This window comes from Terriglobus sp. 2YAB30_2, from assembly GCF_052114765.1.
Lineage (GTDB): Bacteria > Acidobacteriota > Terriglobia > Terriglobales > Acidobacteriaceae > Terriglobus.
The window spans coordinates 138,967-160,723 of record NZ_JBFRFJ010000006.1; the positions used below are offsets into that span (position 1 = coordinate 138,967).

21 protein-coding genes and 1 tRNA gene are annotated in these 21,757 nt (G+C 60.0%); 12 read left to right on the plus strand and 10 right to left on the minus strand.

Features of this window, described 5'->3' with window-relative positions; translation table 11 throughout:
- Positions 1–37: 37 nt before the first annotated feature.
- The 7 genes from AB4Y89_RS11405 to AB4Y89_RS11435 form a co-directional block, all read right to left on the minus strand.
- Complete coding sequence (locus AB4Y89_RS11405) at positions 38–916, minus strand: TIM barrel protein (protein ID WP_442301049.1); 879 nt, start codon at positions 914–916, stop codon at positions 38–40.
- A 217-nt stretch (positions 917–1,133) separates the two neighbouring features.
- Positions 1,134–1,724, minus strand: a complete 591-nt coding sequence (locus AB4Y89_RS11410; protein WP_442301050.1) for a hypothetical protein — start codon at positions 1,722–1,724, stop codon at positions 1,134–1,136.
- A complete protein-coding gene (locus AB4Y89_RS11415; protein ID WP_442301051.1) occupies positions 1,714–2,715 on the minus strand; it encodes a YheT family hydrolase in 1,002 nt (333 codons plus the stop codon). The genes AB4Y89_RS11410 and AB4Y89_RS11415 overlap by 11 nt, the downstream gene beginning before the upstream one ends.
- The gene (locus AB4Y89_RS11420; RefSeq protein WP_442301052.1) at positions 2,712–3,455 is read right to left on the minus strand and encodes a DUF72 domain-containing protein; all 744 of its coding nucleotides are present in this window, start codon (positions 3,453–3,455) and stop codon (positions 2,712–2,714) included. The genes AB4Y89_RS11415 and AB4Y89_RS11420 overlap by 4 nt, the downstream gene beginning before the upstream one ends.
- A 23-nt stretch (positions 3,456–3,478) precedes the next feature.
- Positions 3,479–3,554 (minus strand) — tRNA-His (locus AB4Y89_RS11425).
- Between the two features lie 60 nt (positions 3,555–3,614).
- Entirely contained in the window at positions 3,615–4,184 is a 570-nt protein-coding gene (locus AB4Y89_RS11430) for an HNH endonuclease (RefSeq protein WP_246153736.1), read from the minus strand.
- Positions 4,185–4,253: 69 nt separating this feature from the next.
- Complete coding sequence (locus tag AB4Y89_RS11435) at positions 4,254–5,171, minus strand: ComF family protein (protein ID WP_442301053.1); 918 nt, start codon at positions 5,169–5,171, stop codon at positions 4,254–4,256.
- Positions 5,172–5,444: 273 nt separating this feature from the next.
- Between AB4Y89_RS11435 and AB4Y89_RS11440 the strand changes: the two genes are divergently transcribed.
- The 4 genes from AB4Y89_RS11440 to AB4Y89_RS11455 all read left to right on the plus strand — a co-directional run bounded on the left by AB4Y89_RS11440 (position 5,445) and on the right by AB4Y89_RS11455 (position 9,501).
- Positions 5,445–7,682 carry an OPT family oligopeptide transporter gene (locus tag AB4Y89_RS11440; protein WP_442301054.1) on the plus strand — a complete coding sequence of 746 codons (2,238 nt, stop codon included), beginning with the start codon at positions 5,445–5,447 and terminating at the stop codon, positions 7,680–7,682.
- Positions 7,683–7,685: 3 nt separating this feature from the next.
- Entirely contained in the window at positions 7,686–8,237 is a 552-nt protein-coding gene (locus AB4Y89_RS11445) for a DUF2059 domain-containing protein (RefSeq protein WP_442301055.1), read from the plus strand.
- 413 nt (positions 8,238–8,650) lie between these two features.
- The gene (locus tag AB4Y89_RS11450; protein WP_442301056.1) at positions 8,651–9,055 is read left to right on the plus strand and encodes an energy transducer TonB; all 405 of its coding nucleotides are present in this window, start codon (positions 8,651–8,653) and stop codon (positions 9,053–9,055) included.
- Positions 9,056–9,111: 56 nt separating this feature from the next.
- A complete protein-coding gene (locus AB4Y89_RS11455; RefSeq protein WP_442301057.1) occupies positions 9,112–9,501 on the plus strand; it encodes a hypothetical protein in 390 nt (129 codons plus the stop codon).
- Between the two features lie 15 nt (positions 9,502–9,516).
- Here the strand turns inward: AB4Y89_RS11455 and hemG are convergent, their stop codons facing one another.
- Entirely contained in the window at positions 9,517–10,884 is a 1,368-nt protein-coding gene (gene hemG, locus AB4Y89_RS11460) for a protoporphyrinogen oxidase (RefSeq protein ID WP_442301058.1), read from the minus strand.
- Between the two features lie 172 nt (positions 10,885–11,056).
- On the opposite strand from hemG, the gene AB4Y89_RS11465 reads away from it, so the two are divergent.
- Positions 11,057–11,800, plus strand: coding sequence for a DUF6454 family protein (locus AB4Y89_RS11465; protein ID WP_442301059.1), 744 nt, complete (start codon positions 11,057–11,059; stop codon positions 11,798–11,800).
- Between the two features lie 145 nt (positions 11,801–11,945).
- Here the strand turns inward: AB4Y89_RS11465 and bshC are convergent, their stop codons facing one another.
- Positions 11,946–13,544, minus strand: coding sequence for a bacillithiol biosynthesis cysteine-adding enzyme BshC (bshC, locus tag AB4Y89_RS11470; protein WP_442301060.1), 1,599 nt, complete (start codon positions 13,542–13,544; stop codon positions 11,946–11,948).
- A 185-nt stretch (positions 13,545–13,729) separates the two neighbouring features.
- Between bshC and AB4Y89_RS11475 the strand changes: the two genes are divergently transcribed.
- From AB4Y89_RS11475 to AB4Y89_RS11490, 4 genes are all read left to right on the plus strand, one after another.
- Entirely contained in the window at positions 13,730–14,344 is a 615-nt protein-coding gene (locus AB4Y89_RS11475) for an NUDIX hydrolase (RefSeq protein WP_442301061.1), read from the plus strand.
- A gap of 147 nt (positions 14,345–14,491) precedes the next feature.
- Positions 14,492–14,710, plus strand: a complete 219-nt coding sequence (locus tag AB4Y89_RS11480; protein WP_147646898.1) for a cold shock domain-containing protein — start codon at positions 14,492–14,494, stop codon at positions 14,708–14,710.
- Between the two features lie 147 nt (positions 14,711–14,857).
- Positions 14,858–16,600, plus strand: a complete 1,743-nt coding sequence (gene polX / locus AB4Y89_RS11485) for a DNA polymerase/3'-5' exonuclease PolX (RefSeq protein ID WP_442301062.1) — start codon at positions 14,858–14,860, stop codon at positions 16,598–16,600.
- Positions 16,601–16,605: 5 nt separating this feature from the next.
- Entirely contained in the window at positions 16,606–17,187 is a 582-nt protein-coding gene (locus AB4Y89_RS11490; protein ID WP_442301063.1) for a hypothetical protein, read from the plus strand.
- A gap of 151 nt (positions 17,188–17,338) precedes the next feature.
- Here the strand turns inward: AB4Y89_RS11490 and AB4Y89_RS11495 are convergent, their stop codons facing one another.
- Positions 17,339–18,139, minus strand: coding sequence for a hypothetical protein (locus AB4Y89_RS11495; protein WP_442301064.1), 801 nt, complete (start codon positions 18,137–18,139; stop codon positions 17,339–17,341).
- A gap of 84 nt (positions 18,140–18,223) precedes the next feature.
- On the opposite strand from AB4Y89_RS11495, the gene AB4Y89_RS11500 reads away from it, so the two are divergent.
- From AB4Y89_RS11500 to AB4Y89_RS11510, 3 genes are all read left to right on the plus strand, one after another.
- On the plus strand, positions 18,224–19,261 hold the full coding sequence (locus tag AB4Y89_RS11500) for an FAD-dependent oxidoreductase (protein WP_442301065.1): 1,038 nt from the start codon (positions 18,224–18,226) through the stop codon (positions 19,259–19,261).
- Between the two features lie 70 nt (positions 19,262–19,331).
- Positions 19,332–20,477 carry a citrate synthase gene (locus AB4Y89_RS11505; RefSeq protein ID WP_442301066.1) on the plus strand — a complete coding sequence of 382 codons (1,146 nt, stop codon included), beginning with the start codon at positions 19,332–19,334 and terminating at the stop codon, positions 20,475–20,477.
- Positions 20,478–20,726: 249 nt separating this feature from the next.
- Complete coding sequence (locus AB4Y89_RS11510; RefSeq protein WP_442301067.1) at positions 20,727–21,743, plus strand: hypothetical protein; 1,017 nt, start codon at positions 20,727–20,729, stop codon at positions 21,741–21,743.
- Positions 21,744–21,757 lie beyond the last annotated feature (14 nt).

The following is a 21,757-nucleotide window of genomic DNA, read 5'->3' on the forward strand; positions in this document are numbered from 1 at the left end:
ACGCATCGCCTCATAGTCGGCGTGGATGGGTTTTGCGTTACGACTTCAGGGCAGCGATGGCTTCTTCGCGGGCGGTCTTCAGGGTCTTGACCCAGTCGCCGGTGGCGCGGAATTCCATGCAGATGACGCGGTTGTACTTCAGCTCCGCCAGCTTGCGGTAGATGTTGGTGTAGTTCATCTCGCCGGTGCCGGGCTCGTGGCGTCCGGGGACATCGGCTACGTGCACCAGACCGACCAGGTCGATGTTGCCGTCGAGCTTCTCAATCAAGTTACCGGCCTGCCGCTGCTCGTGGTAGAAGTCGTACAACACCTTGATGCGCGGACTGTTGACCTCACGGCAGATGGCGAAGGCTTCGCTCACGCTGACCACCGCTTCTTCCTTGTGCTCCAGCAGGTCGATGGGTTCGAGCACGATCTCGATCTGGTCCTTTTCGAGGACGTCGGCAGCGTACTTCAGCGTGTCGACGATGGCGGCGCGCTGCTGCTCCGGTGTCTGGCCGGGGACACGCTTGAAGGCTGTATAGATGAACTGTTTGCAACCCAGCTCTTTTGCGCCGGGGATGGCTTTGACCAGGTCATCGTGCAGGAAGGTGCGCTTGCTCTGATCGGCCAGGGAGTTGCGGCCAGGGACAGCAGAGTCGACGCCGAGCTTGTACTTCTTCAGAGCCGCAAGATTGGTCTTCCACTCTTCAGGGGTCCACTTCTCGTACTCATTGCCGACCTCGACAGAGCTATAGCCGGCGGAGGCCACCAGTTCGAGCTTCTGTTCGAAGCTCAGTTTGTTGTCCAGCGTCCACAGCATGACGGAGAAGGTATTGGATGGGGCCGGGGCGGCGACAGCAGCTTCAAGGCCACCGAGGAACGGCATTGCGGCCGCACTCAGGGAAAGCTTGTGGAAGTGACGACGATTCATCATGGGTCTGTGGTCTCCAGAGGGTTCAGCGCAGCGAAAGGCGTGGCTGGGTTTGCCAGAAAAGTATAACGGGGGAGTGGTGAGACCACGTCGGGGATTCGTCTCACGGGGTGAGATTCAGCAGTGCGCCCATGGTGCCATTTTTGTTGAATAGTTGAATGGTGGCGGCTCTACCAATAGAGCTTAGCTCTGGTGGGAGCAGTGGGTTTTCAGCCCCGATTTACGGGATCGCGTCTTTGCTGCGCATCAGAACTACGACGTCGCTCAATGCGTCCGCCCAGTGCAGATAAGCATCGTTCGCATCCTGGCCAACAGCCTTTACATAGAGAGAAACGGCATAGCCTTCCTGAACCATGCCGAAGTCGGTGACGGCGGGGCGCAGGATGAACTCGAGCTTGGCCGTCGGGTGCTCCAGCTTGCCGGCAAGACGTGTCAGGCGGTCGAGCAGCGGCGTGAGCTTGTGCGGCGAGAGGAAGGCGTTACGGTCGCGCCAGAGGACGTCGATGTAGCTGGCGAAGCCCTGCGGCGCGTCTTCCGGTGAGTCGATCAACAACTCCATCCGCAGCCCATCGAGCTCAGCTTCGTCCATCTCCCAGGCATCGCATTTGGCGGTGTAGACGGGCGAGCGGGAGACGTTGAGCGAGCGCAACGCGTGCAGCAAAGCGGCGTGGTCGTCGGCCTCGGGAATCGAGTCCAGCGCATCCGGATCGTCCCGCAGATCTACAAAGGCATGAGCCGAACCCTCGGCCTGCCAGGGAAGGACGAGTACCGGATCGTGCTGCCCGGTCTCGGTCGACCACTCAGCGAGCATGTGCCTCCTGCGGGATGTGCACGTGCTGTTGCAGAAAGGCAAGTGCTGTGTGCTCGGCCCAGTAGCCATCGTAACTTTCACCAGGCTCGGCAAGAAAGGCGCAGTGACCGCCGTGCGCCGTCTCGAGAAAGGTGACGTTCGGGTTTGCAGCCATGACGGCGCGGGTCTCCGATGTAATGCGGACGAAAGGGTCGTCAGCGGCGTGCAGGATCAGCGCGGGTACAGCGATGCGATCAAGTACGCGAGCTGCTGCGGCGCGATGATAGTAGTCGTCCGCGCCAGTGAAGCCACAGTAGGGCGTCATCACGCGCTCATCGAAGTCGCGGATCGAGCGAACGTTGTTTGCGCGTGAAGGATCGTAGATCTGCGGAAAGAGCTCACACTTCCGCTGATAGCGCACCAGCAGGCCACGCAGGAACTTCCACTCATAGACCCGGTTGCGGCCCCGGTGAAGACGATCAGCCGAGGGACCAAGATCGATGGCCGGCGAGACGCCGACGACCGACTGCAGCTCAGGCATGGAACTACCAAGCTCGCCGGCGAGCTTAAGTACGATGTTGCCGCCCATCGAGTAGCCGATCAGGCTGATACGTTGCGCGCCATACGTGCGGATAGCCCAGCGCATGACCTCCAACACATCGACGGAGAGGCCGGAGTGATAGAGCGTCGGTGTCAGGTGCTCCGTACCGCCGCAGTTGCGCATGTTCATGCGGATGACGGACCAGCCAGCGGCCCATAGCTTGGAGGCATTGCCACGCATGTACTGCGAAGCAGAGGAGCCTTCCAGGCCATGCAGCAGAATCGCCAGCGGCGCATCGGAAGAGGGCTGCCAGTTGCAGTGGCACAGGATCTGAGTCTCGGGCTCGGTCTGAATGTAGACGGCCTCGGACGAAGGCAGGTGCGGATCACGCTTGAGGAAGTTGCCGACTAGCGTCTGCAGATCGCCGTGCCGCACCCAGCGGCGCGGTTTGAAGTGCCTGCTGTGACTCACCGGGGTGCCGCCTGTTCCAGCAGCGAGGCGGCTGCCAGCACGCCTGCCGGTTCATCCTCGTGCTTGAAGTAGGCAAAGACATCGCGCGTCTGCGTCAGCTCTGTGAAGTGAGCCTTGTAACGCGGCAGATCGTCGGCGGTGAAGTGTGCCGGGTTGCGCAGGCGGAAGAAGGTGAAATCGGCCGCGGTATGCACCTCTGGTGTGACCAGGTCTTCGCTCTCGGCGACACAGAGCGCCGCGTTATGGTTGCGCAGGGCATCGTAGGTGGCGTCGGTAAACCAGCTCTCGTGACGGAACTCAAACGCAACGCGACAGTCGCGCAACGTCGGCAGATCGAGAAAAGCGTTGAGGCGGTCGAGATCTGCCTTGAAGTTCGGAGGAAGCTGAAAGAGCAAAACGCCGAGTTTTTTGGCGGCATAGGCGTGCGCGAGGGAGCCGGTGAAGGCATCGACCAACGGACCGCAGTCGCGCAGACGCTTGATATGGGTGATGGTCTGCGGTGCCTTGAAGCTGAAACGGAACTTCTCCGGCACGGCGGCGACCCAACCAGCAACCATGGCGTTGGTGGGTAGCGCGCGAAAGGTATAGTTCACTTCCACGGAGTTGCAACGGGTCCCGTAGTAGGGGAGGAACTGTTTTGCGGGAGTCTTGGCGGGATAGAAGCCTGGTTTCCAGGTGGGATAGGCCCAGCCCGAGCTACCTGTGTAAAGCGTATGCGGAAGAATGGGCGATTCGCTCAAGACGCGCAACGAAAAGGTGTGTTTGGGGCGGCTAGAGGGATTTGAACCCTCGACATCGGGTGCCACAGACCCGCGTTCTAACCCCTGAACTATAGCCGCCGTACCTCTGCAATTGTAGCAAAGGACGGCGGCTGGTGCCTGTGGGAGCCAAGACGCGCCCTAGTAATACAGATACTTGCGCCAGTTGGCATCACTGGAGCCGATCATGCGCATGATGTGCCGGCTGGTGTGCAGGCTGAAGGGGCGGGGCTCACGTGCTAGCTTCATGTCCGTAAGCTCATGCAGCAGCGAGTTTCCCTTCCTCCGGTTGCAGGTGTGGCAGCATGCGACCAGGTTCTCCCAGGTGGAGGCTCCGCCGCGAGAACGCGGAACGACGTGATCGAGCGTGAGTTCGCCTGCCGTAAGCACGATGCCGCAGTACTGACAGGTATTGCGATCGCGCAGAAGGATGTTCTTGCGCGAGAGGGCTCGGGTCTGGTGCGGGATGCGGCGGTACTCCAGAAGGCGGATGACCGAGGGCATCTCCACCTTCACGCGAGCGGAGTGCAGCTCAGTTCCCTGCGCCTCTTCGGTGCGGGCGACTCCCTTGAGCACCAGCACCAGAGCCCGGCGAGCACCGCAGATGTTGATCGGCTCATACGAAGCGTTGAGCACCAGCACAGGGGTCTGCAGCGGCGAGGATCCCCGTGTGCGTTCCGGGGCATGTGCAGGCCCCAGACCGTGTTGCATGGTGTGACACTTCGCCAGTGACTTCTGCTTGCGCGCCTTGCCGTGCATTTGTGTGTTTCCTCCGCTGCGTTAGATCAAACCCTGATTCTGTTGCAAACTCCCTGTCCCCGCGATCGATTGCGTGGGTCTTACCAATCCTGTCCATGGCACGGCTACATCGCGCTGCGTACGCGCCAAAGTGGCGATGCGTACGCTGGCTGCACCTTCCCGCAGCAGAATGCGTGCGCACTCCCGCGCGGTCGCGCCAGTGGTGTAAATGTCGTCGATCAGAAGAATGTCCTTTTCCGCGATAGCCGCTTTATCCTTGACCGCAAAGGCGCCGCGAAGGTTCTGCCGGCGTTGGCGCGGCGTGAGGAGGTACTGGTTCTCAGTCGACTTCACGCGGTGCAGCGCATCGGCGATGCGCAGGCGGAAGTTATAGCGGCGATTCAGCACACGAACGACCTGCTCGGCCAGAAGCAGCGACTGATTGAAACCGCGCTCCGTCAAACGGTTGCGGAAGAGCGGCACCGGCACGACGATAGCGTTGCGGGAGAGGCCAGGCATCTGCCGAACCTCTTCGGCGAGCTTTTCACCCAGCAGGCGTGACAGCACCGCCACGCGTTCGAACTTGAAGAGCCCGACCATTTCACGCAGCGCCCCGGTGTACTCTCCGAAGGCCACGGCCTGAGCGAAGGGCGGTGGAGAGAAGCGGCAGACGCGGCACAAGGGAGCGTCTTCGAGCCGGATGGACTCAAAGCCCAGGGCTTCTCCGCACAGGGCGCACATGGAAATTGTCTGGGGAACCAGGAGTCCGCGACAGGCATCGCAGACCGGCACGCGGGAGGCGCGCAGCAGGGGTTCGCGGCACACGCGGCAATCGGAGGGAAACAGGACAGTGGAAAGGCTGTCGGCCAGGTTTCGACCGGGCGGCGCATCACTTCGCCCAAGCACGTGACTTCGCAGGTAGCGGACGCGTGCGCGCCACCGTTCCACACCGAGCTTCATGTCTGCAGCCTGACTGAAGACGCACCTCGATTGGCCGGCGCAGGTTGAAAGAGGTTACATCTTGCGCCAGTTGGTCGCAGTATACCCATAGGTTGTGCGGTAACGCCAGTCAATATCTTGAGAAAGATAGGAACCATCAGGGATGCAGGCAGTGATGACGCGGGTGATGCTATTGAAACGAAGGAAGTAAGGACTACAAGCTCTATCGGATAGACCGAATTGATCCATCGACTTCGCTGATACACTCCTGCTCAACATAAGGATTGCTCATCGATGGCTCTCGACAACTTCCGTCCCTTTGTTCCTGCAAACGAAACCCGTCCTGAACTCACTCTGCGCGCCCTGTTGATCGGCGCGCTTTTTGGTGTGCTCTTCGGCGCGGTCACAGTCTATGTCGGCTTAAAAGCAGGACTCACGGTGGCGGCTTCGATCCCCATCTCGGTGCTCTCGATCTCGATTCTGCGAGCTTTCGGACGGTCGTCGATCCTCGAGAACAATATCGTGCAGGCGACGGGAAACGCTGGGCAGTCGATTGCTTCGGGTGTGATCTTTACCTTGCCCGCGCTGATCTTTCTTGGCTTCGATCTGGAGGCGGCGCGCATCTTTGCCCTGGCGCTCTTCGGCGGTTGGATCGGTGTGCTGTTCATGATTCCGCTGCGGCGGCAATTGATTGTGGAAGAACACGGCACGCTGACCTATCCCGAAGGAACGGCGTGCGCCGATGTGCTGATCGCGGGGGAGAAAGGCGGGAGCTTCGCTTCGCGTATCTTCCTTGGCCTGGGCCTCGGCGGTGTCTACACGCTCTTCCAGAATGAGAACCTCTTCGGTTTGTTTCCGGGAACGCCGAACTATCAGCCGGACTATGGGCCGCAGCATCTGCTGCGCGGATCGGCAATTCGCGCCGATGTAACCCCGGAGTACCTCGGAGTCGGCTACATCATCGGCATTCGCGTCGCGGCCATCATGTTGGCCGGCGGTGTCTTTTCGTGGCTGGTGCTGATGCCGGCGATCGTCTTCTTCGGTGGACATCTGCAGGGGCCGCTCTATCCCGGCACGGTGCCGATCATGCAGATGTCTCCTTCGGACCTGTGGCGAACCTATGTTCGTCCGATGGGCGCCGGGGCGGTGGCATGCAGCGGTCTGATTACGCTGCTGCGGACGGCTCCAACCATTGTCAACGCTCTGACCGCAGGCTTCCGGAAGAAAGGAGGGTCGGCGACGATCTCGGCCGAGGAGAAGGCCAGCCGTGTCGAACATGACATTCCGATGAAGTGGGTCGGGCTGGGATCGGTGGCGCTGGTGGTGCTGATGGTGTTGTTCCTGCAGATGAAGCCGGTGCCGGGGGCGCAGGTGGGTCTGCTGGCGAATATCGCAGCCGCGGTGCTGGTCGTCATCTTCGGATTTCTTTTCGTAACGGTGAGTTCGCGCATCGTGGGTATCGTCGGCTCGTCGGCGAGTCCGGTGAGCGGAATGACCATTGCAACCCTGATGGCGACGGCGGCGATCTTCCTGGTGAAGGGATGGACAGCGCCCGCCTTCGGAGCCCTGGCGATTACGGTCGGCGGCATCGTCTGTATCGCAGCGTCGAATGCGGGCGATACCTCGCAGGATCTGAAGACCGGCTTCCTGATTGGAGCGACTCCGTGGAAGCAGCAGGTGGCGATCATGGTCGGCGTCGTCGTCTCAGTCTTCTCCATCGGAGCGACGCTGAATGCGATGAACACCGGCCTGGAAACCTTTCAGAAGATGCCGACGCCGCGTGTGCTGGATCTTGGTGCGCTGCCGCAGGGAGTTTCCAGCAACGGCAACTTCACCCGTACGCATATCGAGGTGATGAGTCACGATGCCGCGGGGCATCAATCGAAGCAGCCGATGGAAGGAATGCGCAGCTACATTCTGCTGAACGCCATCGGATCGTCGGTGCTGGAGGATGGCAAGTATCTCTATAACCCCGCGACAGGGCAGGCGGAGATCCAGTGGGTACAGGGCATCGGCAGCGAGAAGGCGGCAGCGCCGCAGGGACGCTTGATGGCAACCGTCATCAATGGCATTCTGACACGCAAGTTGGCCTGGGGACTGGTCATGCTTGGCGTGGCGCTGGTGATTGTGGTGGAGCTGCTCGGCGTCCGCTCCCTGACCTTTGCCGTGGGTGCCTATCTGTCGATCGGAACGACGCTGGCGATCTTTGTCGGCGGCGTAATGCGATGGATGGTGGAACGTGCGCTGGAGAAGCACCGCGAAACCCATCCGATTGCTGCCGATGAGCTGGCCTCCGAAGAGATCTCGCCGGGATCCCTGTATGCGTCAGGATTGATTGCTGCCGGCGGTATCGTGGGTCTGCTGGGCGTGTGCGTCAAACTGTACGAGAATCTAAAGGAGACGACGATCTGGCGTTTCCCGGAGTCCAACCCGCTTCACAACGACTGGGTTTCGGTGATTGGATTCGCACTCCTGGCCTTCTCGCTCTACTACTTTGCCCGTAAACCGCTGGAACAGAAAAAGGAGCAGTAACCCATGACGCGACAGATGATGCGAAAGATGACGCGAAAGATTCTCATCGCAACTGCAGCCATGCTGCTCGCGCTTCCCCTTTCCGCGAGAGCCGACGAGGCCAGCAAGCGGGCCAAGATCGAACAGATGCTGACCGTGCTGAAGATGGAAGACAACTTCAATCTCCTGATGAAGCAGGTCGAGCAGCAGGGCCGGCAGATGGGGATGTCGATGACTAACCCGTCGCAGTTGACCGATGCCGACAAGAAGATTCTGGACAACTTCATGACCAAGCTGATGGCCGCGATGCAGGAGACGATGGGCTGGCAGAAGCTGAAGTCAGAGTTCATTGATCTTTATGCCAAGGCCTACACCGAGGAGGAGGTCGATGGCATTCTGACCTTCTATAAATCTCCCGTGGGTCAATCCATGCTCACCAAGACGCCGCAGTTGGTGCAGCAGTCGATGGCGATCAGCCAGGCACACATGAAAGAGATTCAGCCTAAGCTGGAACAGCTCACTGAAGATTTGAAGAAGGATCTGGATGCCGCGCACGCGGCGAAGCCGAAGCCCTAAGGGGCAGTTGCTGGTTCCTGGTTGCTGATTCCTGGTTGCTGGATGAGGGCCTCGCGTAAGCGAGGCCCTTCTCTATTCCGATAGAGCATCTATGGACGTTTCCGCAATGAAAACGCCGCTGCACTCCCCTTCCGCATCAGGAAAAATGCTCTAAAAGACATGCTCCCCGGCTTACGACTTTTGTAGAGCTTACGGGTGAGTGTGTGGTCGGACCTTCCATTAAAGGGATCGCGCTCGTCCAAAAATTCTTCGCAAACCTGGTTTTCAATCTCCTCGAGCGCATACCGTAAGTTGTTGAATTTTCGTTGCCGTGAAGCGTCTCAAATTATTTCCGAGAAATTAGTTGACAATCATGGCCGATATATCTCATAGTGGTTTTGGCAACTAACAACCTTTTGCCAGGAGATAGACACATGAAGAAGCTTATTGCTGCCAGCATCGCCCTTGTATCCGTAGCCGCCAACGCCCAGTTGATGCCGATCACGGACGGGTTCCTGGCCCGTGCTATCGCTCCTGCCGCGATTGCCAGTGCGACGGGCGTGGCCAAGCCGGTCAACGCCGCCATCGCCCTGGTTCCTCCGGTTCGTCAGAGCCAGCTTGATGCTTCCAAGATCGCAGCAGGCGCTGCCGGTCTGGTAACGGTGCACTTCACGGTCGACACCAACGGTATTCCGCAGGACATCACGCTGGACCGCTCGATCAGCTCTTCGGTCGATGCCCGCATCATCCAGGCCGTCTCTGCTCTGCGCTATACGCCCGGCTCGCTGCACGGCGAAAAGATTGCTTACCCCGTTGCTCTCTCGCTGGACCTCAAGTAACGCGAGTTTCTGCCACCCACTCACTCTCTGAACTCATAACCCTGTCAAAGGAGACAATGATGCGCAAACTGATCGCAGCAAGCTTGTTCGTTCTTCCCACCCTGATGCACGCCCAGCAGAGCCCGGTTCGTGCCGAGGCGCCGAAGATGATGGCCGCTGCCGCGGCTGTGGCTCCGAAGGTCTCGACCTTCACCGGAATCATCGCCCCCAAGCGCATCACTGACATCGACCGCGCGGTCTTCGTCGGCCTGACCTCCTCCCAGCCAGTGGTTGCTAAGTTCGACGTCGACCCTTCGGGCGTACCGCAGAACATCGTTGTTGAGGGCGCAAACGAGGCCGCTGCGGCGAAGATCTCTGACGCCGTTTCCAAGCTGCGCTACCAGGCCGGCAAGCTGAACGGCCAGAGCTACGAGTTCCCGATGGTTCTGAAGTTCGACCTCCGCTAAATCGGAGCCCTTCCCCTACGAGGCTGCCCATTGGGCAGCCTCATTTGCTTGGCGCACCAGATCAGGCAGACCGACGCCGTGATACGCATTCCCCAGCAGCCGTAATCCGCTCAGAGAGGCGACCTGCGCTTCCAGGGCAGTGACGCGTTCGCGATGCCCGACCTCATACTGCGGCAGCGATGCGGGCCAGCGCCGAACCAGGCTGATGACCGGCTCCGGCAGCGAATGTCCGAGGATATTGGTGAGCTCATTCATCCCCAGACGGACGAGGACAGAGTCGGGCAGATCCATCAGGTCTTCGTCGGCGAAGAAGGCGCGCAACACGCGACCCTGATCCGGCGCACGATGGGCAAACTTCTGATCGACAAAGGTGGCTGCAAGCAAGCGGCTTTCGCAGGAACCCTCAGGCACCAGGAAACCGAAGCCCGAAGGCAGCGGGAAGTGCTCGCGGAAGGCGAGCGCAATGATGATGGCCGAGCTGGCGTCACGAGGGAGAAGCTCCGCGGCGCCGGGCAATAGCGGTGTCAGCAGAGCAGAGGTCTGCTGCGGCGGAGTCGCGAGCATCACGATGTCAAAAGACGCCTGGCCTCGCCCGGTCTGCACCTTCCACCCATTCCCGGTGCGTATCAGAGCTGTCACTGCCTCTTGTAAGCGAACCGATGCGGGCGGCAGAACAGCTGCCATGCGTTCGATCAGTCCGGCAAGTCCGCTGCGCAACGAGGCGAAGAGTGACGCGCCGGTACGTTGGCGCGATGCCAGCCCGGTGATCAAAGAACCGTACTCGCGTTCAAGAGCGACGAAAGGAGCCATGACGGCGTGGACGGAAAGCTTATGAATGCTGCCTCCGAAAACTCCGGAAAGGAGGGGCGCGGCAAGCTTTTCGGCAACCTCCTGACCGAAGTGACGCGCGACGAAAGAAGCAACAGATTCGTCATCGCCGTCATGGGCCGCAGCATACTCCTTCAGTTCCCTGGCTCGTGAGGGCTCCTGCAGGTAAGCGCGTTTCGCTTCTTCAGAGAAGAGCGTTGAGGCCAGCAACGAGTCCATGCCCGCCTGCCCCTGCGGCACCATCATGCGCATGTGTTCGGGCATGGGAACGAGTGTTTCCTGCTGCAAGACATAGGTGCGCCGGTTGTGGTCGTTGGAGGGAATAATCTCGGCGCCGAGACCGAGCTCGATGGCAAGTTCGCGTGCCCACGGCTTCTCAGCAACCCAGGAATCAGGGCCGCATTCCATGACGAAGCCGTTTTCACGATGAGTCTCGACGATACCGCCGAGACGCGATCCGGCCTCGAAGAGAGTACAGTCCATGCCGAGACGACGCAGGCGGTAGGCAGCGGTAAGGCCGGAGATGCCTCCGCCGATGATGGCAATCTTCTTCACTCAGGCTGATTGTAGAAGGGCAAAGGGCTGTCTGGTATGCCGGCGATCACATGCAATCTTCGGCAGGTTATTCTGTCGCAGGCGATCGGCATGAAAAGACGGATTGCCCGTATGGTCTGGGAGCGGCATGTTGCGAGCAACTGGTTGTCTGATTCTGAGCTTGGTTTTTGCTGTGCCTGTTTTTGCGCAGTCCACACCTTCGGCCCAGGGCGTCGAGAACGCACGACTAGTGGAGACATTGCCTCTCGATGGCACGCTCTTCCATGTGCAAGGCGTCGATCTCGATGCGGAGCACATCTGGGTGACCTCGGTCGACATCACGCAGAAGAAGGGATATCTGCATCAGTTCAACCGCAAGACCGGCCGCTTTGAACGGCAGGTGGAGGTGACCGATGGCCCCCGGTTTCATCCGGGAGGATTTTCCATCGCGGGCGACTCCATCTGGGTGCCGGTTGCGGAGTACAAGCCGCGCAGCACAGCGACTCTGGTGGAGTTAGACAAGCGCACGCTTGCGGTGAAGCGAAAGCTCTCTGTCGCCGATCACATCGGTTGCGTCGCCGTAACCGGTGACAGCCTGATCGCGGGCAACTGGGGAAGCCGTCAGCTGTATGTTCTCGCCATGGACGGCCGGCAGCTTCGCGTGATCGATGTTGCCTCGAACAACCAATACCAGGACATCAAGTTTGTGGATGGCAAGCTGGTCGGTGGCGGGAACCTGACCAAGACCACCGGAGCCGTGGACTGGTACGCATGGCCCTCGATGCAACTACTGCGCAGTGTGGCGACAGGCACGACCGATCGAGGCAGACCGTACTCCGGCGAGGGTATGGCGCTGAAGGGGAAAGATCTCTATCTCGTGCCTGAAGACGGGCCGAGTCGGATCTTCCATTTCCTGCTGGGCACGGCCAGCAACTAGGGCGTATCGACAAATTCGATTTAAGTTTTCGAATAGGAATTTAGGGTATTCCGAACCCACCCTAGCGTTGCGAGGGTGGGGCACCCGGGCAATATAAACGATAAGCGCTTCATGATTTATGTCGCGAACTTTAGGGACAAGGACACTAGAGGAAAATTGCCTTGTGGCCGCTACATTCCTGCCCGGCGTGGCTGACGATTTCCGCCGGGAAGTCGTCGCCCGTGCGGGCGAGGAACCAGGTACCGGCGACARCGCGCTCCTGCACGTGACCTTCCGGGAAGAGATTCAGCGTCACGGCATCCGCATGCTTGCGCAGCGAAGCGTTCTTTTCCTGCTCAAAGCGTGCAGCCATGCGGCGCAGCCGATTCATCTGGTAGCGCATCTTCGAAGCGGAGACCTCGCCAGACCTTGCCAATTCACCATCGACTGACTGCATCCATCCCAGCAGCGCATCCAGCTCGCGGTCCAGCGCATTGCCTGCGGCCTGCAGCCTTCTCTTGCCTTCGACCGGCATAGCTCGCGCACCCAGGCGAAGCGCCAGATCGTCTGCCGACGAGAACGCTTCCTTCAACCCGAGCTCATGCTGATCCATCACCTTAGCAATCGCCGGCTCCACCAGCGTGGCGGACATACGCGGCAGGACCGTCGTGCGACGCCCCAGGATGGTGTCATACAACACGCCTGACTGTGCAAAGTAGGCGATCTCCGCCGGCCCGCCAATATAGGCTGACGTCGGCAGAATCTGGTCCTGAAAGACAGGGCGCAGCAACGCATTCGGGCTGAACCGCTCCGGAGATGCCGCCAGCAACGCCTTCAATTCTCCGGTCGTATACGTGACATGACCCGCCTTCCATGCGCCGTCCTTATGGCGCAAGGCATGGCGTTCGCCCGTCTGCTCATCAAAGAGGAAGAGCAAACTGCCCTGTTCGGGCAACAAGACCTGTGCATGGTAGCCGGCGTCGACCAGTGCCTGGGAACGCGCGCGAACCGCAGCCTCAAGCTCCTCAGCCTGCTCGATCGCAGCCAGAAGCACGGGAGAGCCCAGCTCATGATAGCCGCGCTCGGCGGCATCGATCGTCAGCAAGCCCTCAGCCGCAAAGATCTCGCGCAGCAGCCCGGTAAATGCCTCGGCCAATGTCTTGCCAGGGGCGTAGTGACGCTTCAATGTCTCCGTGATCGGAGCCCAGGCGAGCAGTTCCGTCGCCTGCTCCACCAACGTCGTAATCTCTTCGGGCAGCACCACGCCGCCCACAGCGGTGTTGCGATGTACCAGGCTCTTCAGCCGCAATGTCTCGGCTGAATTCTTCGTTAGCAGCAGGACCTGATTGACTTCGTCGAGGTCGTGATCCTCGGTCGCCGGCCAGAAGATCGGTACATGCGGGACTCCGGCTTCGGTCGCTTCCTTTGCCCTGCGAACCGCGGTCGCCGCCTTGAAGAGGGTGTACAGCGGTCCACCGAGGATGCCGACCTGCTGCCCGCTCACGACCACACCAGCGCCGTCACGCAGCATCTCCAGGTGCCTGCGGGCTGCCGGCGAAGGATCGGGGTTCTGGGCCTCCAGCAGGGAGACCAGGCGGGCGCGGTGCTGCGGTGTCAGATCGGGTGCTTTGTCGCGCCACGCCGCATCGGACGGATGGCCGCCGAAGCTCTCAGCAAGAATGGGATTGTCCCAATAGGCAAGATACTCACGAAACAGACGCGAGACGCCGGGCAGCACCGTGATGGGGTAACACTCAGAACGCATGGAGATTACTCGTGCAGAGGCACACAGATGAGTCTCGCATACCGACACAATCCGTTTTCCAAATTTTCACAGTAAGGAAGAGACGTTTGCCGTACGAGTTTTGTCAGCCGGTGCATCATAAATTCGCGTTGCACGGTTAGATTCATCAGCCCGCCCCGGCGATGCAGAGTGTTAGGTTTAGTTTTATGGCGACCAAAACATCCGCGAAACGAACACCCGCGAAAAAGGCTCCGGCGCGACGTTCCGGCAAGGCGAAACTCCTCGAACAGAAGCTTGCCTACGACGGCCCGCTCTTCAAGGTATGGTCTGAAACCGTGAAGGAGCCGGGCGGCATCGTCTCCAACCGGGAGATCATCCGTCACAACGGATCGGTCGTCATTCTCGCCGTCGACGACCGCCAATCAAAGCGTGATCCCTACATCATCATGGAGCGGCAGTATCGCCAGGCGGCGCAGCAGTTCCTGCTGGAGCTCCCTGCCGGCCGGCGTGAAGCTGACGAGAAGCCTCTGGCCGCCGCGAAACGCGAGATGATCGAAGAGACCGGCTACCGCGCCCGCAGCTGGAAAAAGCTGGTCCGCTACTACGCCAGTCCCGGTTTCCTGGGTGAGTGGATGGAAGTCTACCTCGCCACCGATCTGACGGAAGGCGAGGCCCAGCCTGAAGACGATGAAAAGATCGAGATTCTTCGTATCCGCCTCTCTGAATTGCTGAAGATGCGCAATGAAGGCCAAATTCACGACGGAAAGACCATCATCGGCATCTCCATCTACGAAGCTCTGCGGCGCACCGGCAAAGCCTAGAACATCAATCCACTTTCAGGCGGGAAGACCACTTCCCGCCCGTTGCGTTCCTTCAGAAAACCTTCCTGCCCCTCATCCGCGTCATACCGATCACGCGCGGGTTCATTCGTTCCCGAGCAGACTTCCCTCCCGCGAGGTTCGACGAACGTGGCACATTACAAGGGCAAAGTGAAGTGGTTCAATAACGCGAAGGGCTACGGGTTTCTGGGCCGGGACGATGGCCCGGACGTGTTTGTCCACTACAGCTCGATTCAGCTCGAAGGTTATAAGAGCCTCAAAGAGGGCGACGAAGTCGAGTTCGACATCATTGAAGGCCAGAAGGGCCCGCAGGCCGACCAGGTCACACGGCTAAAAGAAGCATCCTAGAGCATTTCCCTGCGGGATGCGGAAGCCCTACTCTACACCTGCAGGGAAAATGCTCTAGCCCGCGAGCCGCAGAGTTTTCTCATAGCTGTACCGCACGGTGCATACTAGCGGACAGGGCTTTGTTCAAGCCTTGTCCGCTTTTGATTCATGGAAAACGTCACAATCGCCCGCCTGCTGGATGAGACCGCCGATCTGCTCGAGATCGACGCCGCCGACCCATTCCGCATTCGCAGCTATCGCCGCGCCGCCGAAGCCGTCGAGCAGCAGACCACCCAGCTCACCACCCTCGTTGACGAACCGAAACAACTACTCGCCATCGCCGGCATCGGCAAAAGTATGGCGGCGAACATTGTCGACCTGGTCAAGTCCGGCTCCATGCCTCTGCGCGAGGAGCTGCTGGCCAAGTACCGGCCCACCATGCTCGAGCTGCTGAAGCTCCCCGGTATGGGACCGAAGACCGTCGCCCTCATCTGGAGCGCCCTTGGCGTTGCGGATATCGATAGCCTGGAGACCGCCGCCAAAGAAGGTAAGCTGAACGATCTGCCGCGTTTCGGCCAGAAGCAGGTCGACAAAATCCTCAAAGGCATCGAGGACTTCCGCAAGAACACCGGCCGCTATCGCATTGACGATGCCACCGCCATTGCCGAGCGCATCGCTGCGCTCATCCGCGAATTTCCGGGCATCGACACCGTTACCCCGGCCGGCTCATTGCGCCGCGGCCGCGAGACCGTCGGCGATCTTGACCTCCTTGTTACCGGACCCGCCTGTGAACCCGACTGTGTCGCTGCGGTTGTCGATCACGTCGCCGGCCTTCCCCTGATCGCCAATCTCATTGCGAAGGGTCAGAACAAGGTGAGCTTCAACATGCGCAATGGCCTGCAGGTCGATGTGCGCATACTTCCAAAGAGCAGCTACGGCGCCGCACTGCAGTACTTCACCGGCTCCAAGATGCACAACGTCGCACTTCGCCAGAGGGCCATCAAGATGGGCTACACCCTCAGCGAATACGCCCTGGCGCGCATGGACGACAGTTCGATCGTTGCCTCGGCCACCGAGCAGGAGATCTACAAGGCCCTCGGCCTCGACTACATCCCCCCTGAGCTGCGCGAGAACAATGGCGAGATCGAAGCCGCCCAGGCCCACACCCTTCCCCGCCTGATCGAACTCGCCGACATTCGCGGCGACGTACACTCCCATACCGTCGCCAGTGACGGCCGGCAGACCATCCGCGAGATGGCCGAAGGCGCCCTCGCCAGGGGCTACAAATTTCTTGCCATCACCGACCACACCAAGAACCTCGCCATGACCAATGGCCTTGACGATGCACGGGCGCTGGAACACATCGCCGCCATCCGCCAGGTCGACCGCGAGATGGAGGGTCGCATCCGCGTCTTCGCCGGCATCGAGGTCGATATTCTCGGCGATGGCAAGCTCGACCTCGAAGACAGCACCATGGCACAAATGGACGTCGTCATCGGCTCTGTCCACACGCTCTTCAATCAGCCGTACGAAGAGATGACCGCCCGCATCCTGCGTGCCGTAGAGAACCCCTATCTGCGCATTCTCGGACACCCGACCGGACGGAAGGTGATGGCGCGCGAAGCCTATACCTTCGATCTTGAACGCGTACTGCGGCGTTGCGCCGAGCTCGGCGTCGTAGTGGAACACAACGCCGGCATGCCCCGTCTCGATCTCAGCGACCGCAATCTGCGCCTGGCTAAGGAACTTGGCTGCCGCGTCTCCGTCAATACAGATGCGCACGCTGTCTCTGATTTCGAACAGATGCCCTTTGGCATCACTCAACTGCGCCGCGCCTGGCTTACACCGGCCGACGTAATCAACACTTACTCGCCGGAGGAGTTTCTTGCGGCGTTACGACCCAGGCCGTGAGGAACATGCACGAGATCAAGTTTCACCAGACCCACCGACCCCTCCGCCACTTTCTGTGGCCCATCGCCATTGCCTTCGTGGTTCTTGCCGCGGTCGGCATCGGGATCTATCTCCGCAGCCCGCATACTCCGGCAAAGGTGAGCGTTACACACGTCGCCGCGGTGCCTACGACGGTTACCTACTCCAACGACGTGGGAACGCTGAAGCTACTCGGCAAGACCGACTCTAACGAAAATACCCTTTATGTTCTGGCGACGGTGAAGGTGCACAACAACCTCAAAACTCCGGTCTTTCTGAAGGACCTCACCGGAGCACTCACCATGCCTGATGGATCGGAACTGCTGACCAGCGCCGTCGAAAAGGATGATGTGCCGGCCACCTTCACGGCCTTCCCGAAGGTGAAAGAAGCCGCCGACGGCAAGCCTCTACTGCTGCGCGAAACCGAAGTCCCCGGCATGAGCGATATGGAGGGCCTGGTCCTCCTCGGCTTCCGCGACGCCACGCAGCAGACCTGGGACCAGAGCAAGCACGCGGCCGTCAAGATCGCGCCCTACCACTACGACCCCATCGTGGCCGAGCTGAAGTAGCATCCCGGCCACCAACCGGGTGCCCCATGTCCCAAGGGGACTTGGGTATTCGAGCCGCAGCTCGAACCGCTCTTTGTTTTGCCAATCATCGAGCAGAAACAAAGCAGGGCTGAGATTTCTCTCAGCCCTGCTTCATTTCCAACAAATCCATCTAGCTCTTCGGCGTCGACAGATACCCGCTGATCTGGTTCTTCGCCACACTGTTCACCACAATCTCGAACAGGGCCGGACTCTTGCCGGAGTAGAACTGCACCGGCTCCATGATCGTCTTGTCCTTCTTTTCGATATTGCGATCGTCGGACGAGATCACCATCGTGTACTTGCCCTTCTTCTGGTCAACCTTCTTCAACTGCACCTTGATGGTCGAAAGCAGCGTCGGTTGCCCGCCCTTCTGCAGCGTGAATTCGACGTAGTTGCGGTCGCCTTTGTGTTTCAGAATCTCCAGCTCGTCGTGGTTCTTCGCAATCAGTCCGCTCATAACGCCGGCATCCCCAACAACGCGCTGCAGCTGGGTCTTGGTGGTGTCCAGATCGGCCTTGGTGCTGGCCACGTCGGTCTTCACGCCGCCTACGTCCGTCTTCACGGTACTGACTTCGCTCGATACGGCGCTTACCTGTTTGTTCGTCGCCTCCTGTGCGGCGATCAGTTTCGCGTCGGCGGCCTTCTGCGCCGCCAGAATGCTCTGCGCGCGCTGCTCGAGCTGGCGCTGCGTCAAACCGACGCTGGCTCCCAGGGTCTCCGTGGCGGCCTTCAGGCGCGCATTTGTCGCCGTAAGCTTGTCGTTCAGATCGGCGTTCGCTGCTTTGGCGGCGGCCAGATTCTTCTCTGCCTCTCCAAGGTGATTCTGCAGCCCATAGCACCAGATCAGCGAGGCGATCCCCAGCGCCAAGGCGATGAAGACCACCGCAATAAAAGCTCCGGACATCTGTCTCTGTTCAATTTCTTCACTCATATGCGTCCCATGTTCTCCTTAGCCTTGGGGCAAAGTATAGCCTTGCCCCGCCCGCTGAGATAGACGAGTTTCTACAATGACCGTATGCAGCAGGTAGATGTAGCCGTCGTAGGAGCAGGAGTCATTGGGCTGGCCGTTGCGCTGGAGCTTCGCAGCCGCGGGCTTTCGGTCGCTATCGCCGACAAAAACGATCCGGTCAGGGAAGCAAGCTGGGCCGCCGGGGGTATGCTCGCCGTCGACGATCCCGAAAATCCCGCCCCCCTGCGGCCGCTCTCCGCCTGGTCGCGCGATCTCTATCCTGAGTTCCTTGCGCGCATCGAACAGCAAAGTGGTCTGAGTGTTCCCATCCGCACCCATCGTGCGCTGCAGGGCTCCCATGAAGGCAACTCCTCCCCTGAGGCCCTCAATACCCTGAAAGAGATCGGTTTGTCTCCCGAGGGATACGCCTGGGCACTCCAACAAGAAGATTCACTCGATCCGCGCGACCTCGGCGCAGCCCTCCATGCCGCATGTGCTAATACAGACGTCTCAATACGATCCCATTGCGCTGTCGACACGCTCGCGCGCGAAGGCGCAGGATGGCGGTTGCACATCGGTGGTGGCGACATCGTTGCCGGCCGTGTCGTCCTCTGCACCGGAAGCTGGGCCGGTCCCCGTAACCTCCCCGTCTTCCCCCGCAAAGGCCAGATGATGGCCGTCGAGACGGATGCGCCGCTCGATATCGTGGTGCGCACACCGGAGATCTATCTGATTCCACGAGGCGGCGGACGTGTCGTCATCGGCGCCACCATCGAAGATGCGGGCTATGACAAGACCGTGCACAGCGCCGACATCGCTGCCCTGAAAGCGCGCGCCCTGAAACTGTTTCCATCTGTAGCGCAGGCGCCCATCGTCGAAACATGGGCCGGTCTTCGGCCAGCAACCCACGATGGCCTGCCGCTGATTGGAGCCGTTGAAGAAGGTCTCTACGCCGCCACAGGCCACTATCGCAATGGGATCCAGCTCGCCGCCGCGACCGCTCGCGCCATCAGCCTGAAATTGGCCGGAGAGGCCATGCCGATCGACATGCAAGCCTACGCCGTAAATCGCACATTTGAGCCGGTATTCGCACAACCATCATGACAATCCTCGCGGCGCTGCGCTATAACCGTTAGTACTAAATTTACGTTTTCTCACGGGAGTAGAGTTCAGCATGACCACGATGACCGCCGCACCCAAAGGCCTGGAAGGCATTATTGCCGCGAACTCTGGTATCTGCTGGATCGACGGCGACGCGGGCGTCCTGTCCTACCGGGGAATCGATATTCATGAGCTGGCTCCGAAGTCTACCTTCGAAGAGGTCACCTATCTTCTCTGGTTTGGCAAGCTGCCCTCGAAGAGCGAGCTGACTGACTTTACGAAGAGTCTTGCCGAGGCACGCAGCCTTCCTCCGGCTGTCATCGAGTTCCTGAAGACCGTTCCGAAGGATGCAACTCCGATGGAGGTGCTGCGCACCGCCGTGAGCCTGCTCTCCATGTATCCCGAAGGCAACGACCCCGATGAGAAGAGCGTGACGCACGACGCTAACGTCACCAAGGCCTTCCGTCTCACCGCGCAGATCGCGATGATTGTTGCGGCTTTCGATTGCATTCGAAAAGGAAAACCTGTGATCGAGGCCGATAAATCGCTCTCGCACGCCGCAAACTTTCTGTGGATGCTGAATGGCGAGAAACCGACCGAGACCGCAACCCGCACGTTCGACGTAGCCCTCATCCTTCACGCCGACCACGAGCTCAACGCCTCCACCTTCGCCGCCCGCGTCATCGCCGCCACTCTCGCTGACATGCACTCTGCCATCACCGGGGCCATCGGCGCCCTGAAGGGTCCTCTGCACGGCGGAGCCAACGAGGCGACCATGCGCCTGCTCTATGCCATCGACAAGGCCGGCGCAGATCCCGTCCAGTACGTCAAAGACATGCTCGCGCGCAAGGAGAAGATCTCCGGCTTCGGTCACCGCGTCTACAAGACCGAAGATCCCCGCGCCACCCATCTGCGCAAAATGAGCGAGGAGCTCTCCAAGTCCACCGGCAGCAAGTGGTACGGCATGTCTCGCGAGATCGAGCTCTTCATTAAGAACGAGAAGAAGCTCAACGCCAACGTCGACTTCTACTCCGCTTCCACCTACACCATGCTGGGCATCGATATCGATCTGTTCACGCCGATCTTTGCCATCTCCCGCATCTCCGGATGGGCCGCGCATGTTATTGAGCAACATGACGATAACCGCCTGATCCGGCCGCGTGCCGACTACATCGGGCCGGAATATCCCGCGACTTATATACCGATTGACCAGCGGTAACCGTCATCGGACCGGAGTATCGAGCGCTCACACCGATCAAACAGCGCTAAAGCATTTCCCTGTCGGTGTAGCGTGGGGCTTCCGCATCTAGGGGCGTTTCCGAGATGAAGGCGCCTCTGCCCCTCTTCCGGGATACCCAGTAACAGGGAAAATGTTCTAACCAGACGGAGAAAATCTCCTCCGCGATTTTCGTTGCCATTCGCCGCAGCCCCGGCGTAGCCTTCCTCTAGGTCCCCCTGGAGTGTCTCTTTGCACGTCGTTCGAACGATTGCGGGTCTTTGCCTGTTGCCCATCTGGCTTGTCTCTGCCGCAGGCGCCCAGAGCCAATCGGCGCAGGTCCCTGCCTCAACGGCTGTCAGCTCTTCGGTCACTGATTCCCGCTCTACGGCAGACGACGCTCTTGATGATGCAGTCGCCGCTGAACTGGCGATGGCGGTCGCCCGGGAAGGCTATGATCCGGAGCGGTTTCAACCCCAGGATCGCAACGTTCTGAGCTTCAGCCTCATCTCCTCCTCGATCCATAACTCTGTCCTCGGATGGACCCAGATGACGACCCCGGTCGTGGCATATCGCTTCAATCGTCACTGGTCGGTAGACCTTTCGGTTCCGGCGTTCTTCAGCATCCACAGCTACGTCGCCAGCACAGCCCCCACCAGCTCCACTACGACCTACAAACTGGAGACGCTGCGTCACCTCGTTGGAGACACCTCGCTCGCGACGCGTTACACCACCGACTTCGGCCGCGCGTTCACCTATACAGGTTCGGCTACCATGTCACTTCCTACGGGAGCCGACAGCTACGGCCTCGGCAATGGTCAGGTCACGTACAACTTGAACCACCGGGTGGACTACAGTGCCCATTGGGTCGCTCCCTTTGTCGAGACCGGCATCGGCGACACTTCCAGTCTGATCGATCGCGAGATTCAGCGGACCTACACTACCATCGGCCACATTGCCCACTTCCAGGCCGGCTCTCAGTTTCTTTTGCCGTTCCGCAGTGCCTTCACGGCCTCGGCCTACGAAAATCTCCCGATCGGCGACCAGAAGATCTACCGTCCCGTGCGGGTGAATCATGCATGGGTAGAGCGCGCAGTTGGTGTCAGTCTCGCAGAAGATAATGGCGTTGATACCATCCTCGAGATTCCCTTGAATCGCAATGTCATCGTCTCCGGCTTCTACAGTCGCAGCGTGAGGCTGAAGTACGACACCACCGGCGTATCTGTGACGGTCTCCATGCGCAATCCGTTCAAGCACAGTTCCTACTAGCCCCCTCAACGACC